This is a genomic window from Actinacidiphila oryziradicis, from assembly GCF_005047355.1.
Classification (GTDB): Bacteria; Actinomycetota; Actinomycetes; order Streptomycetales; family Streptomycetaceae; genus Actinacidiphila; species Actinacidiphila oryziradicis.
Genome location: NZ_SUMC01000034.1, coordinates 81,927 through 94,947 on the forward strand (window position 1 = coordinate 81,927; position 13,021 = coordinate 94,947).

13 protein-coding genes are annotated in these 13,021 nt (G+C 68.2%); 9 read left to right on the forward strand and 4 right to left on the reverse strand.

Features of this window, described 5'->3' with window-relative positions; translation table 11 throughout:
* The first annotated feature begins 98 nt into the window (after positions 1–98).
* From FCI23_RS30085 to FCI23_RS30105, 5 genes are all read left to right on the forward strand, one after another.
* On the forward strand, positions 99–893 hold the full coding sequence (locus tag FCI23_RS30085) for a hypothetical protein (RefSeq protein WP_136727093.1): 795 nt from the start codon (positions 99–101) through the stop codon (positions 891–893).
* Positions 894–1,229: 336 nt separating this feature from the next.
* Positions 1,230–1,970 carry a beta-phosphoglucomutase family hydrolase gene (locus tag FCI23_RS30090; protein ID WP_136727110.1) on the forward strand — a complete coding sequence of 247 codons (741 nt, stop codon included), beginning with the start codon at positions 1,230–1,232 and terminating at the stop codon, positions 1,968–1,970.
* Entirely contained in the window at positions 1,967–4,330 is a 2,364-nt protein-coding gene (locus FCI23_RS30095) for a glycoside hydrolase family 65 protein (RefSeq protein ID WP_136727094.1), read from the forward strand. The genes FCI23_RS30090 and FCI23_RS30095 overlap by 4 nt, the downstream gene beginning before the upstream one ends.
* A 29-nt stretch (positions 4,331–4,359) precedes the next feature.
* Positions 4,360–4,776 carry a CBS domain-containing protein gene (locus tag FCI23_RS30100; protein WP_246144170.1) on the forward strand — a complete coding sequence of 139 codons (417 nt, stop codon included), beginning with the start codon at positions 4,360–4,362 and terminating at the stop codon, positions 4,774–4,776.
* A 165-nt stretch (positions 4,777–4,941) separates the two neighbouring features.
* Positions 4,942–6,420, forward strand: coding sequence for a metallophosphoesterase family protein (locus tag FCI23_RS30105; RefSeq protein ID WP_246144171.1), 1,479 nt, complete (start codon positions 4,942–4,944; stop codon positions 6,418–6,420).
* A 78-nt stretch (positions 6,421–6,498) separates the two neighbouring features.
* On the opposite strand, the gene FCI23_RS30110 is transcribed toward FCI23_RS30105, so the two are convergent.
* Positions 6,499–6,954, reverse strand: a complete 456-nt coding sequence (locus FCI23_RS30110; protein WP_136727095.1) for a GNAT family N-acetyltransferase — start codon at positions 6,952–6,954, stop codon at positions 6,499–6,501.
* 152 nt (positions 6,955–7,106) lie between these two features.
* Positions 7,107–8,030: an alpha/beta hydrolase gene (locus tag FCI23_RS30115; RefSeq protein WP_136727096.1), complete on the reverse strand. Its 924-nt coding sequence runs from the start codon at positions 8,028–8,030 to the stop codon at positions 7,107–7,109.
* A 68-nt stretch (positions 8,031–8,098) separates the two neighbouring features.
* On the opposite strand from FCI23_RS30115, the gene FCI23_RS30120 reads away from it, so the two are divergent.
* On the forward strand, positions 8,099–8,575 hold the full coding sequence (locus FCI23_RS30120) for a MarR family winged helix-turn-helix transcriptional regulator (protein ID WP_136727097.1): 477 nt from the start codon (positions 8,099–8,101) through the stop codon (positions 8,573–8,575).
* A gap of 137 nt (positions 8,576–8,712) precedes the next feature.
* Here the strand turns inward: FCI23_RS30120 and FCI23_RS30125 are convergent, their stop codons facing one another.
* On the reverse strand, positions 8,713–9,345 hold the full coding sequence (locus tag FCI23_RS30125) for a TetR/AcrR family transcriptional regulator (protein WP_136727098.1): 633 nt from the start codon (positions 9,343–9,345) through the stop codon (positions 8,713–8,715).
* Positions 9,346–9,442: 97 nt separating this feature from the next.
* On the opposite strand from FCI23_RS30125, the gene FCI23_RS30130 reads away from it, so the two are divergent.
* The 3 genes from FCI23_RS30130 to FCI23_RS30140 all read left to right on the forward strand — a co-directional run bounded on the left by FCI23_RS30130 (position 9,443) and on the right by FCI23_RS30140 (position 12,272).
* A complete protein-coding gene (locus FCI23_RS30130) occupies positions 9,443–10,285 on the forward strand; it encodes an NmrA family NAD(P)-binding protein (protein WP_136727099.1) in 843 nt (280 codons plus the stop codon).
* 34 nt (positions 10,286–10,319) lie between these two features.
* Positions 10,320–11,051, forward strand: coding sequence for an SDR family NAD(P)-dependent oxidoreductase (locus tag FCI23_RS30135; RefSeq protein WP_136727100.1), 732 nt, complete (start codon positions 10,320–10,322; stop codon positions 11,049–11,051).
* Between the two features lie 87 nt (positions 11,052–11,138).
* Positions 11,139–12,272: an epoxide hydrolase family protein gene (locus tag FCI23_RS30140; RefSeq protein WP_246144175.1), complete on the forward strand. Its 1,134-nt coding sequence runs from the start codon at positions 11,139–11,141 to the stop codon at positions 12,270–12,272.
* A gap of 66 nt (positions 12,273–12,338) precedes the next feature.
* Here FCI23_RS30140 and FCI23_RS30145 read toward each other — a convergent pair.
* Positions 12,339–13,021, reverse strand: a 683-nt coding sequence (locus FCI23_RS30145; RefSeq protein ID WP_136727101.1) for a ricin-type beta-trefoil lectin domain protein, incomplete at its 5' end; no start/stop codon positions are given.

The window sequence follows — 13,021 nt, forward strand, 5'->3', positions numbered from 1 at the left end:
GTTCTTCAGGTGCACGACAGCTTCCTCACATAAACGGCCGGAAGGCTCAGAGCAGTTGCTCAAGTGAGAGCAGTTGCCCAAGTGAGAGGAACGCCATCATGAACGACTACGACCCGACAAGCCACTCACCGGCCGGGTCAGCCCCGGGGACCATGGCCGTGCAAGCAGGCCGGCCAAGCGTACGGCGGTTGCTGTCGAAGAAGAGGGGTGGATGGATCGTGGCCGCCGGGCTGACGTGTGCGGTGGCCGGACTCGCCGGTGCCGGCACCTCCTCCGCTGCGGAGTTCTCGTCGTCCGCGTCGCCCCTTTCGGCCGCAGCCACGTCCGCACCGACCGCAACGCCCACCGGCGGCCCGGTGACCGGGCCGGAACCCGGGGGTGCGACCGGCATCGTCGACACCACGTCCACGTCGGGCTTCACCTTTGCGACGGCAACGGGTGTGGAGGTGACCGTCAACGAGGCGTCCTCCACGACCTACAAGAGGGGAGCCGACTCCGCCTCGGCGCGGGCCGTGAAGAAGGGCGCAAGCGTCCTCGTCCTGGGGACGGTCAACACCGCGACCATCACGGCTACCCAGGTCATCGTGCAGCCCAAGGGCGACGGCGGAGCCGCGGCTGCCAAGGCGGCAGGGGTGATCCCCTTCCAGCAGGGGGTGCCGTCACCGACGAAGTCGGTCGGTCAGGTTCCCAACTACACCGAGGGAGAGGGGACGATCGTCACCGGGACGACAGCGAACAAGGCGACGAAGTCCGCTCAGGCCGTCGTCCCCGGAGGCATCGTCGACCGTGTGGTGCTCCTGAGCGACGGCGAGTACGAGGTCCACAACATCAGCATCAACTGGCCGCACCACGTCTTCGTCAGCAAGGACTTCAAGGTCCTCGGCTACGAGTAGCCGCCGCGATGGAGCGCCGGTGCCCGTGGCCGGCTCGGATGGCCCCTGGCGGCGTGCCGCCAGGGGCCACCCGGCCTTCGGGCCCGGCGACCCCGCCGAACCCGCGATCGAACGCATCCGGCGCATGGCGGACCTGTCCGGCTGATCCCTTTACCTGCTGATCCGTTGCCGTGTCGCCCAGCGTCTTCAGCCAGTCCTGCCATGCCTCGACGGTTCGGTCGATCTGGATCGCCCTCCTGAAGGAGCTCGGCGGTGGCGTCCGGACAGACGGGGGGAGATCATTGATGCCGGGGGAACCAACCGCAGAGGAGCCGAGGTCCGGAGAGGGTGCCCTCCATGACGCAGCTTGGTCTGCCGGTATCGATCGAAGCGTGTCTGTTCGATCTGGACGGCGTCATCACGAAGACGGCCGTGGTGCATGCGGCCGCATGGAAGCAGACGTTCGACGACTTCCTCCTGCGGCACGACGGATCCGGCTTCACGCCGTTCGATGCCACGGGGGACTATGACGAGTACGTGGACGGACGGCCGCGCGCCGACGGGGTGCGCAGCTTCCTCGCCTCGCGCGGTATCCAGCTTCCCGAGGGTTCTCCGGACGACGATGGCGAGCAGGACACGGTACACGGGCTGGGGAATCGCAAGAACGTTCTACTACTGGAGAAGATCCGCACCGATGGTGTCGAAGCGTACCCGGGCACCCTGCGCTACATCCGCGCGGTGAGGCGATGCGGTCTGAAGACCGGCGTTGTGTCCTCCAGTGCGAATTGCCGGGACATCCTGGTGTCGGTCGGGGCGGAGGCGTTGTTCGAGGTTCGCATCGACGGGGTGGTGGCCGCGGAGCGCGGACTTCCCGGCAAGCCGCACCCTGACACGTTCCTGGCTGCCGCACGCGACCTGGGTGTCGCGGCATCGGCATCGGCGGTTTTCGAGGATGCGCTCGCCGGGATGGACGCGGGGCGGTCGGGCCATTTCGGTTACGTCGTCGGGGTCGACCGGGTCGGACAGGCGGACGCCCTGCGCGCCCACGGTGCGGACATCGTCGTGCAGGACCTCGCAGAACTGGAGCCGCGGGGATGATCACGGACACCTGTTTCGCGGTCGGCCCCTGGGCTCTGAGGGAGACGTGGCTCAAGCTGGATCTGCTGCCGCAGAGCGAATCGGTCTTCGCGCTCTCCAACGGTCATGTCGGCTGGCGCGGCAACCTCGACGAGGGCGAGCCTCACGGGCTGCCCGGCTCCTACCTCAACGGCTTCCACGAGCTGCACCCGCTGCCCTACGCGGAAGCGGGATACGGCTACCCCGAGTCCGGCCAGACCGCGATCAATGTGACCAACGGCAAAATTATCCGGCTGCTCGTCGACGACGCACCCTTCGACCTGCGCTACGGCAGGCTCCGCAGCCACGAACGCGTCCTCGACATGCGCTGCGGCGTGCTGCACCGCACCTGCGAGTGGACCTCGCCGGCGGGCCGCACGGTGCGGGTGCGCTCCACCCGGCTGGTCTCCTTCACCCAGCGCTCCATCGCCACCGTCGCCTACGAGGTCGAAGCCGTCGACACCCCGGTGCGCATCGTCGTGCAGTCCGAACTCGTCGCCAACGAACAACTCCCCACCGTGGCCGGTGATCCACGTACCGCTGTGGCGCTGGAGTCGCCGCTGGAGGCGGAGGAGGACCTGGCCATGGGAAACCACCTGAGGCTGATCCACTGCACGCGCAGCAGCAAGCTGCGGATCGCGGCCGCAGCCGACCACTCCGTGCAGGGACCCGAGCCGACACAGACCAGCAGCGAGAGCAACGCCGACGTCGCACGCCTGACGGTCACGTCGCTGCTGGCCCCCGGCCAGAAGCTGCGGATCGAGAAAACGGTCGCCTACGGCTGGTCGCGCTTCCGGTCCCTGCCCGCCGTGCGGGACCAGGTCGAAGCCGCCCTCGCCGCGGCCGGCAGCACGGGCTGGCAAGGCCTGGCGGACGAGCAGCAGTCCTACCTGGACGAGTTCTGGGCCCGGTCCGATGTCGAGGTCGACGGAGACGAGGAGATCCAGCAGGCAGTGCGGTTCGCCCTGTTCCACGTGCTGCAAGCCGGTGCCCGCGCCGAACAGCGTGCCATCCCCGCCAAAGGTCTGACCGGCACCGGCTACGACGGTCACTCCTTCTGGGACACCGAGACCTTCGTCCTGCCGCTGCTCACCTACACCTCACCCGGTGCCGTCGCCGAGGCGCTGCGCTGGCGGCAGAGCACCCTGCCGACCGCCCGCGACCGCGCGCGGCAGCTCGGGCTGCGCGGGGCGGCGTTCCCCTGGCGGACCATCGACGGTGCGGAGTGCACCGCCTACTGGCCGGCCGGCACCGCCGCGTTCCATGTCAACGCCGACATCGCCGACGCCGTCGTCCGCTACGTCTCCGCCACCGGCGACCAGGACTTCGAGCGCACCAGCGGGGTGGAACTGCTCGTGGAGACAGCCCGGCTGTGGATGTCGCTGGGCCATCACGACCACCGCGGCACCTTCCACATCGACGGCGTGACCGGCCCGGACGAGTACAGCGCAGTCGCCGACGACAACACCTATACCAACCTCATGGCCGCCAGGAATCTGACCGAAGCTGCCGAAGCCGCCGAACGCCACCCCCACCAGGCAACCGCACTGAGCGTGGACGACGAGGAGACCGCCGCATGGCGCGACGCCGCAGAGGCCATGCACCTGCCCTACAACGACGAGCTGAGGGTGCATGAGCAGCACGCCGGGTTCACCGGCCACCAGCCGTGGGACTTCGCGGCCACCCGGCCCGACCAGTACCCCCTGCTGCTGCACTTCCCCTACTTCGACATCTACCGCAAACAAGTGGTGAAACAGGCAGACCTGGTGCTGGCCATGTACACATGCGGCGAGGCGTTCGACACCGGGCACAAGGCCCGCAACTTCGACTACTACGAACCCCTGACCGTGCGGGACTCGTCACTGTCCGCGTGCTGCCAGGCCGTCATCGCGGCGGAGGTGGGCCACGAGAAGCTTGCCTATGACTACACCGTCGAAGCGGCGCTGATGGACCTCGATGATCTGGAGAACAACACCAGGGACGGGCTGCATATCGCCTCACTGGCCGGCACCTGGATGGCCCTGGTCTGCGGCTTCGGAGGCATGCGCCACCACGGCGACACCCTGTCGTTCATGCCCCGGCTGCCCGAGAAACTCAGCCGGCTCGCATTCCACCTCGAAATCTGGGGCCGTCGCCTCGGCGTCGAGATCAAGACCGGGATCGCCACCTACACCCTGCTGGCAGGCCCGTCGATGACAATCCGCCACCACGGCGAAGCCCTCACCCTCACCGCCGACTCACCCACGAGCCGCCCCGTCCCCGACGCGACCGAGCACCCGGCCCCCGAACAGCCGCCGGGCCGCCGCCCGGGGCACCCCCAACAGCGACGCGCGAGGCTGTGACCACACCCACCGAAGACCGGAGGAGCCCCGTGGACCTGGTTCGCGACGCGATGACTACCGACGTCGTCACGGTTCCGCCCTACACTTCCCTGACCGCGGTTGCCGCCTGCATGCGCGACGCCGACGTCGGCTGTGTCCTCGTTGCCACCGACGACGTCCTCCACGGCCTGATCACGGACCGCGACATCATCGTCCGCGTCACCGCCGAAGGCCTGATCGCGGGCAGCACCACGGCCCGCCAAGCCGCCTCCAGGGCCCTGGTCACTGTCACCCCCGACACCACACTGTGTGACGCGACCGCACTGATGCGCGATCACGCACTGCACCGCCTGCCCGTCGTGGACGACGGTCACCTCGTGGGTCTTCTCTCCTTGGGCGACATCGCCGCCACCCCCCACGCCCAGGAAGTGCTCATCGCACTCAGCAACGCCCAGGCCAACCACTGATCGCGGGGCCACCCCTGAGCGGAGGGGACCGTTTTCAACGAGCGTCATCACTGAGAGTCAGATACGTTAACTGTGCGTCGCGCCGGCAGGGCACCGACGGCCGCTAACGCGGCACCCGGACTCCCTCCTCGCACGGATACGACACTCGAACAGAGGAACGTGAGCATGATGCACCGGATCACCGTCTTCGCCGTGGTGAGCGTGCTGGCTGCGGCGGTCTCGGCCGGTGCGATGCCCGCACAGGTCGCGCCCGGTGGTGGCAGGCCGCCCAGACCTACCCCTCCGCTCGGGGCCCCGCCCAATGGTGAGGCCTGGGCGTGGACCCAACTGACCAGCCGTGGCACCCAGATCCGTTATGTGACCACCGACACCACCCAAAGCTGCCCCACCGTGCGGTACACCCTGGCCGGGAACAGAAATCCATTCCGCATGCACCGTGCGAGCCTTCCCATGGGGGCGCAGTTCCCGACCACCGTGTGCGAGTTGGTTGTACGCCTCGGGGCCTCCGACGCGGTGCTTGAGCAATCGACGATCCACGCGGCCACGGTGCACCCTGGGAACCGTCAGCTCCCCTTGCCGAACTGGACTGCGACCACGCGCCCTCGCACCATCGGGATCATCGGCGACACCGGCTGCCGAGTCCCGACGGCGGGTCCCGTGCAGGACTGCGCGAACCATCAAAGCGGTTGGCCCTTCCCGCAGATCGCGACCAGCGCTGTCACCAAGTCGCGGCCGGATCTCGTGATCCATGTCGGTGACTACCTCTACCGTGACGACCCCGGCAGGGAAAACGACAAGGCGGCAAACCCGGGCTGCGTGACGCTCGCAGACAGAGCCAGCTGGCCCTGTGTTGTCGCTGATTTCTTCAGACCGGCGGAAACGCTGCTGGCCACGTCGCCGATCGCGTTGACCCGAGGCAACCATGAAGACTGCAACGCCGCGCAGCAAGGCGGCGCTGGTGGCGCGTGGTTCCGCTACCTCGCCGACGACCTCCGCGACAACGGATCGTGCAGCCGTTACACCACCCCGGTCGCGATTGACGCGGGCTCCCTGAACCTCATCTCCGTGGACTCCTCGCTTGCCGACCCGAACGACGACGGAACCACAACGACGGAACAGAAGAACCGATACACTCAGCAATTCGACGCCGTGAACCACGATGCGCAGCAGCATCCCACCCATGATTACTTCGTATTCACGCACAAGCCGCTGTGGATGGTGAAAGCGGCCGGCTCAACGCAAGGAAATGTGACATGGGTGACCCACGTCCTCGACGCAGCCGTCGCTAATACCAGCCTGGGTCGGCTGGCCGACAACATTCGACTGGTGCTGTCAGGCCACATCCACCTTTACCAGATGGTCGATTTCAACACCTCCCGCCCACCCCAGGTGACCGTGGGCTCCTCGGGCGGAGAACCACAGGACAACGGCCCGGACAACACTAACGTCCCCGGACAACCAGTCGGCACGCCGCCGCAGCCTGTCACTCACTCGATCACCCAGGAAGGGACCTTCGGGTACGCGGTCCTGCGCGACAACGGCGGGCCCTGGGACCTCACCTTTCGTGAGACGACCGGTACCGTCCCGGGTCAAACCTGCACGTTGAGCACGAGCACCATGAACAAACAATTCACCTGCCACTGAGAGCTGGAACGTGTCGGATGCGCGGGAAGGACGGGGCGAACATTCCGAGCAATAGTCAAGACTTCTGGATTAGATCCTTTAGAGCATCCTTGTCATGAACGTACTGTTCGGGTCGGGCTGGTAGTCCGCGAACGGCTCGCAGCGGATGAACCCGAACTTCTCGTACAGCTTTCTGGCGGGCAGGAAGAAGTCGGCCGCGCCGGTCTCCAGGCTCAGCCGAGTGAATCCCATGCGCTTGGCCTCGGTGATGATGTGCTCAAGCAGCAGGGATGCGATCCCGCTTCGCTTACGAGTCGGCGTGGTGCGCATCGACTTCAGCTCCGCGTGGCCCGCGTCCAGCCGCTTGATCGCACCGCAGCCCACCAGCGAGTCACCGTCCATGACTGACCAGAACGTGATCTCGGGCTTGCGGAGCCCGTCGAGATCGAAGGCGTGCTTGCTCTCCAGAGGCGTGATGGACCGCATCTGCTGGACGTGCTCGTCGAGGAACCCGGCGATCTCTGAGCCGGAGAGGTCATCCACCACGATCTTCACTTTGATCGCCCTTCTTCGGGACTCTCGGTGCCGTGGGTGCTGTGTCAGTTCCCTAAGACCCACCTGGTCAACCCCGGGCCAACCGCCTGGAAGGGAATGGCGAGCAAGGCCCGGGGTGGAGGTCGTAGCCCGAGTGCGGCTGGGGGCCGGCCCTACCCTGCTGACGTGTGCGCTGTGCCCCCGGCGCGGATGCGCTGGCTGAGGAAGAGAGCCGCGCGGTCCAGTGCCTCGTCTGCCTCGTCCAGGATGCCGGCGAACGACTGGAACACGTGCGGCACGTCGGCGGTGATGTCCAGGATGACGTCCACTCCGGCTGCCCTTGCCCGCGCGGCCAGGCGCGTGGAGTCGTCCAGCAGGATCTCGTTGGTGCCTACCTGGATGAGCATCGGGGGGAAGCCGGTCAGGTCGGCGAGGACGGCCGGGCTGAGCATGGGCTGGTGCGGGTCCTGCCCGGCGAGGTACATGGCTCCGGTGTGTTCCACGGACTTGCGGGTGAGGATCGGGTCGATGCCTTCCTTGGTGTCCATGCTCTTGCCCGTGCGGGTGGCGTCGAGGCCCGGGGAGAACGTCACGATGGCGGCGGGCAGCGGGAGGCCCGCGTCGCGGGCGGCGAGGCAGGTGGTGACGGTGAGGCCGCCGCCGGCCGAGTCCCCGGCGAACGCGATGGTCGAAGGGTCCTCGCCGCTGTCGAGGAGGGCGCGGTAGGCGCTCAGTGTGTCTTCGATCGCGGCCGGGAACGGGTGCTCGGGGGCAAGCCGGTAGTCCAGCGAGTACGCCCCGAAGCCAGTCTTGGCAACGAGGTGGCCTGTCAGCGACAGGGCGGTCTCGGGGGAGCCGAACACCCAGCTGCCGCCGTGGAAGTAGAGGATCGTCCCGGCGCGCGGCCCGTTGTCCGGCTCGACATGCAGTGCGGGCCGGTCGCCGAGCGTTGTCTGCGTGGTGTGGATGCTGTCGGGCACGATCATCTGGGCCATCAGCGCCTTGAATCCGGCTCGGATCGCCTCGACCGACTGGGGGCCCTCAGGTCGCGGCTGCCGCAGCATTGCGTCGACCTGGGCGCGCTGTTCCTTGCTCATCTTCTTCTCCTGCCGTAAGTACCTTCCACTGCACTATATGCCGTGGCATCTAACGTAGACTATATGTCGTGACATCCAAAGCAAGCGGTGAGACGGTCGACCTCCCGCGCTTCTTCGCCGACCTGGTCCGATGCGAGACGCGTCTGTACAACGCCTTCAACGACCGTCTCCGTGAGCGGCACGGCATCGTCACCTCGCAGTTCGAGGCCCTGCGCTACCTTCGCGACCACCCCGGGTCCCGCGTGGCGGACCTTGCCGCCGAATTCGCCATCGGCATCGGGGCGACCAGCAAGACCGTCGACCGTCTGGAGAAGCAGGGATGGGCCGTCCGGCAGCCGAATCCATCCGATCGCCGGTCCTCACTGCTGGCCCTGACCGACGACGGCTCGCAGCTCGTTGATGCGGCGGAGAAAACCTTCACCGATGGAGTGGCCGAGCTGATCGGAGGCACTCTCGACAGTTCCTCAGCGTCGGCCGCCTCACAGGCCCTCTCGAAGCTGCGCTCCGTGCTCGAACGCAACCAGATCGGCACGCCCACAGGCTGACGGGCATCGCCTCGGTCCCGGGCGGCGGCGCCTGGCGTGCCATCCACGCCCTCCGGCCTCACGCCTCCGGGATTGGCCCAGGGGGCGGTAGCGGCAGGCACGTTACTGCCACCACCAGGCCCCCTGAACAGCTCGGTTCAAGTCTTGCCTCGCGGCGCGGCTGATCCGCTGGAGGCGAGGGCGATGAGGGTGTCGAGCGCGGTTTCGAGGGCACGGGGGTCGCGTTGGACCTGCGCGAGGAGCAGGCCCCCTTGGAGCGCGGCGAGGAGGGTCACGGCGAGGTCGTCCGGGTCGATCTCGCTCGCGAGATGCCCGGAGGCGTGAAGGTTTCGCAGGCCGTCGCCGATGGCGGCTGACCACCGGTCGAATCCGGCGGCGATCAGGGCGCGGGCCTCGGGGTCGGCCTCGGCGAGTTGGCCGCTGAGCGATCCAAGGGGGCAGCCTCCCTTGGCTTCGGTGCTCTTCGCCTGGGCGATCACCATGTCCCGCCAGGCCCCGAGCCCTTCGATGCTGCCAAGATCAGCCTTGCGCTGGTTGCCCAGGATGGTGTCGGCCTGGTGGTCGATGACCGCCTGGACCAGTTCGTCCTTGTCGGCGAAGTAATGGTAGAGCTGCGATCCGCTGACCTCCGCCGCCGCCCGCACGTCATCGAGCGTGGTGCCCGCGACACCCCGCTCGTGGATCAGTCGGGCGGCAGCGTCCACGATCCGCGCCCGGGTGCGCGCCCCCTTGGCGGTCAGCTTCGGCAGGTCTCGCGTAACGGTGCTCATGGCGCCCATCATAACCCTTTCTGGGTTTGACAACCCATTCCGGATGTCGGAGAGTGGGCTGCGTAACCCAGTCTGGGCGAGCAGAGAGAGGCCCCTCATGATCCTTGTCACCACGGCCGGGAAGGTCGGCTCCGAAGCGGTGCGGCTGCTCGCCGAGCGGCAGATGCCGGTCCGGGTGCTGGTCCGGAACCCGGCGAAGGCAAAGGCGCTGGCGGATGCGGGCGCGCACGTCGTCGTCGGCGACCTGGAGGTGCCGGCGAGCATCGATGCAGCGATGGCGGGCGTGACTGCGGTGGTGCTGGTCAGCCCCGCCGTGCCCGCACAGGAACTGAACGTCGTCGCCAGCGCCGCGCGGGCCGGGGTCCGACACATCGTCAAGGCCACCAGCAAGGCCTCGCCCGATTCGCCGATCGCCCGGCGGCGCGGGCAGAGCGAGATCGAGGCCGGGCTGGCCGCCTCCGGGGTGCCCCACACCCTGCTGCGTTCGAACGCCTACATGCAGAACGTCCTTGCGTGGGCGCCCGAGATCGCCAAGACCAGTGGCTTCGGCTCCGCAGTCGGCAAAGGGCGGACAGGCATGGTTGACGCCCGGGACGTGGCGGCGGTGGCCGCCGAGATCGCAGCCACGCCCGCCGCGCACGCCAACAAGACCTACTGGCTCTCCGGCCCGCAGTCGATCTCCAACGACGACGTGGCCGCCGTGCTCTCCAGGCTGCTGGCCCGGACCATCACCTACCGGGAACTCAGCTTCGAGGAGAACAAGGACGGAATGATCCGCGCCGGGGTCCCCGAGCCGATCGCCCACATGAACGCCCAGGCGCTCAGCCTGACCGCCGAAGGCGATGCCGAGTGGGTCACCCAAGACGTGCCGACCCTGCTGGGCCGCCAGGCGCCCTCGTTCGAGCAGTTCGCCGCCGACTACGCCGCCTCGTTCGCATAGACGGCACACACCGAGAGAAGAAGGAAGCAGGACCATGACGCTTCAAGGAAAGACCGCACTCGTGACGGGCGGCACCTCGGGTATCGGCCGCGCCGTGGCGCAGCGCCTGGCGCTGCGCCACGGCGCGCAGGTGATCGTGACCGGTCGCGACAAGCAGCGCGGTGACGAGGTCGTCGCCGGGATCGAGGCGGAGGGAGGCAAGGCCCGGTTCATCGCCGCCGATCTCGCGGACTTCGACGACGTGCGGCGCCTGGCCGAGGCTGCGGCGGATGTCGACGTGCTCGTGAACAACGCCGGCGTCTTCCCGGGCGGCCCGACCGAGCAGACCACGCGGGAGAGCTTCGACCTCGTCTTCGACGTCAACGTCAAGGCACCGTTCTACCTGACCCCGGCAATCGCGCCGCAGATGGCCGCCCGGGGCGGCGGCGCGATCATCAGCATCTCGACGATGGCGGCGACCATCGGCATGAGCGGCTTGGCCGCCTACGGAGCCTCCAAGGCGGCGATCGAGGCCCTGACCAAGTCCTGGACTGCCGAGTACGGCCCGCAGGGCGTACGGGTCAACGTCGTGGCCCCGGGGCCGACCCGCACGCCGGCGAGTGCCGGGATGGGCGAAATGTTCGACGCCCTGGCCGCAACCGTGCCAGCACGGCGAGGGGCGGACCCCGACGAGATCGCCGCGGCCGTCTGCTTCCTCGCCTCCGACGAGGCCAGCTTCATCTACGGCGCTGTGCTGCCCGCTGATGGAGGCCGCGTCGCGGTCTGACCGCTGCTTGCGACGGGCAGAGGCCGATGGCCGTGACAAGTCTGTCGTGCCCCCAGACCGTTCCAGAACGGGACCAAGGAGACTTCTGTGACCGACCACATGCCCATGATCGCTGTCACCGACGCCGAGCTCAATGAGCTGCGTTCCCGACTGCTCAACACACGGTGGCCGACCCCCTGGCCCACCAGCGGATGGGACGCCGGCACCGACCCCGGCGAACTGCGACGCCTCGTCGCCCACTGGGCCTCGGACTACGACTGGCGTGCCCACGAAGCCGCCATCAACGCCCTCCCGTCCCACCTCGCGGACATCGACGGAACACCCGTCCACTACCTCCGCTTCGACGGCGAACACCCCGGCGCCCTGCCGATCGTCCTGACCAACGGGTGGCCCAGCTCCTTCCTCGAACTGACCGCCCTCGCCCGCCGACTGGCCACGCCGTCGCGGTACGGGGGCGACGCCGCCGACGCGTTCACCGTCATCGTCCCCTCACTGCCCGGATTCGCCTTCTCACCACAGCGGCCCTCCCTCACAGAGCCGCCGCAGACACACGAGATCTGGCACCGGCTCATGCACGACGAACTCGGCTTCGCCCGCTACGCGGCCCACGGAGGCGACCTGGGCGCCGGCATCACCTCCCGCCTCGGCGAAGCCCATCCCGAAGCCCTGGTGGGCATTCACCTGCTGGCCATCGCCAACCCGATCACCTACGACGCCGCCGGCGTCACCCCCCAGGAGCACGCCTACCTCGATTCCGTCGCGGCGTGGTCCGCCGAAGAGGGCGGATACCAGCACGAACAGAGCACCCGCCCGCTCACCCTGAGCTATGGGCTGGCCGACTCACCGACCGGGCTGCTCGCCTGGATCGTCGAGAAGTACCGCGCCTGGAGCGACTGCGGGGGCAACCTCTCGTCCCGGTTCAGCGACGACTTCCTCCTGACGCAGGCGTCGCTCTACTGGTTCACCCACACGATCTCGACCTCGTTCCGGCCCTACTACGAATACGGGCAGGGGCTGACGAGGCGGGTGGAGCGGGTGGAGGTGCCCACGGCCCTCGCGCTGTTCCCGGCCGACCTCACCCAGCCGCCGCGCAGCTGGGCCGAGCGCACGTACAACATCACCCGGTACACCCTCATGCCCCGCGGCGGACACTTCGCCGCCCACGAAGAACCCGAACTGCTCGCACACGACCTGACCGAGTTCTTCCGCGCACGCCGGTGAACACCGGCCTACCTCCTCTCGCGCGCTCCGGGGCTGCCCGTTAGCGGCGGCTTTGCGGGATCCGCGTCAGGCGATGTTCCACACCTGCGGGGAGAGGCCGTTGCAGTCGTAGATCTGTAGCTTGGTGCCGTCGGCGGTGTTGCCCTGCGGGTCGTCAAGGCACCGCCCCGACTGCGGGTTGCGCAGCGAACCGTTGGCCCGCGGGATCCACTGCTGCCCGCCCACGCCGTCGCACTGCCACAGCTGCACTTTGGTGAAGTTCGCTGTGCCGTTGCCGACGATGTCCAGGCACTTGCCGAACGCGCGAAGAGTTCCGTCGCTCTCGACCGTCCACTGCTGGCCGGAGACGCCGTTGCAGGTCCACAACTGGACGGCATTGCCGCTGGTGGGGGTGTTGGTGTCGACGTCGACGCACTTGCCGGTCGTTGCGGGCCCGGTGATGGTGCCGGTCGGGCCGGAAATCGTGTGCTGGGTCTTCTTGGGCTTGGGCGTGGCCGATGCTCCGCCTCCGCCGCCTGCGGCTTGTGTCTGGGCCGCGGTCGTGGCCGGCGCTGCGGTCGTGGCCGGCGCCGCTGTCGTGGGTGTGGGCGACGGGGCCGGGATGAGTGGTGCTGCGGTGGTGGGGGTGGGGATGGTGGTGGCGGCGGTCTGCTGGAGTTTTTCCTGGGCGAGGCTGGTCACGTTCGGTTGGTAGGCGAACCAGAGGGCGACGCAGGCGATGGTGAGTCCGACGGCGAGGCTGAGGAAGG

What these genes read in the sequence shown, in the direction of transcription:
- FCI23_RS30085 (WP_136727093.1), top strand. Translation starts at nt 99, where the DNA reads ATGAACGACTACGACCCGACAAGCCACTCACCGGCCGGGTCAGCCCCG.
- FCI23_RS30105 (WP_246144171.1), top strand. Translation starts at nt 4,942, where the DNA reads ATGATGCACCGGATCACCGTCTTCGCCGTGGTGAGCGTGCTGGCTGCG.
- FCI23_RS30135 (WP_136727100.1), top strand. Translation starts at nt 10,320, where the DNA reads ATGACGCTTCAAGGAAAGACCGCACTCGTGACGGGCGGCACCTCGGGT.
- FCI23_RS30130 (WP_136727099.1), top strand. Translation starts at nt 9,443, where the DNA reads ATGATCCTTGTCACCACGGCCGGGAAGGTCGGCTCCGAAGCGGTGCGG.
- FCI23_RS30115 (WP_136727096.1), bottom strand. Translation starts at nt 8,030, where the DNA reads ATGAGCAAGGAACAGCGCGCCCAGGTCGACGCAATGCTGCGGCAGCCG.
- FCI23_RS30125 (WP_136727098.1), bottom strand. Translation starts at nt 9,345, where the DNA reads ATGAGCACCGTTACGCGAGACCTGCCGAAGCTGACCGCCAAGGGGGCG.
- FCI23_RS30090 (WP_136727110.1), top strand. Translation starts at nt 1,230, where the DNA reads ATGACGCAGCTTGGTCTGCCGGTATCGATCGAAGCGTGTCTGTTCGAT.
- FCI23_RS30095 (WP_136727094.1), top strand. Translation starts at nt 1,967, where the DNA reads ATGATCACGGACACCTGTTTCGCGGTCGGCCCCTGGGCTCTGAGGGAG.